The organism is Streptococcus oralis (assembly GCF_019929345.1).
Classification (GTDB): domain Bacteria; phylum Bacillota; class Bacilli; order Lactobacillales; family Streptococcaceae; genus Streptococcus.
The window spans coordinates 1-619 of record NZ_JAHZPJ010000037.1; the positions used below are offsets into that span (position 1 = coordinate 1).

Annotated in this window: 1 protein-coding gene; it reads right to left on the bottom strand. The window is 43.5% G+C overall.

Annotated elements, in window-relative coordinates; translation table 11 throughout:
* Window positions 1-93 precede the first annotated feature (93 nt).
* Window positions 94-619 (bottom strand): nucleotidyltransferase family protein (locus K1I97_RS10100; protein ID WP_223351618.1); only part of this gene is annotated, 526 nt, incomplete at its 5' end.

Sequence of the window (619 nt, forward strand, 5' to 3'; positions counted from 1 at the left end):
GAGTTAAGTTAATTTCTTAACTTGGTTATAGTATAATATCCATTCCTTAAAACTTCCTTAAAATAACTTAAACATTTTACTCTTAGCTTGTACCTATTTGATGGGATAGTGGCATTCCAGCTGCGGCCAGCGTTTCTGCCAATTCTTCTTAGCCAAGCGCTCAGCATAGACACGCTGGCGCTCCTTATTTTCAAGAAAATGAGGAGTCGGTCTAACCTGAAAGTTTAAGATATCCTCCAAACCATAGGGAGCAAAAAGTTCCAGTTTGTCATTTGCCAGTAAGCGCAGGCCAATAGCCGTACAGCGCTCAGGATACTTACTCATGGCTTCGCGAGCATTTTTATAAGGCGCTGTTCCAGGACTATGGCGGTGCATATAGGCTTGATTTCTCAGTTCCCATCGATACCGTGGCCAGTCTGCCTTGAGCTTGACTTCCAGCTCTATCGTCTCTGCCTCAGAATAAGTCGGATCAAAGAAAATGACATCTACATCCGTATCTGAATCAAAACCTGGTCGCTCTGACAATAGATTCCAGATAAAATTTCTCACACATCCAGCCGCTAGCCAAGAATCCTTGAGCTTCAGACTGCGAATGATTTCCAAAATCGCTCGGATGTCT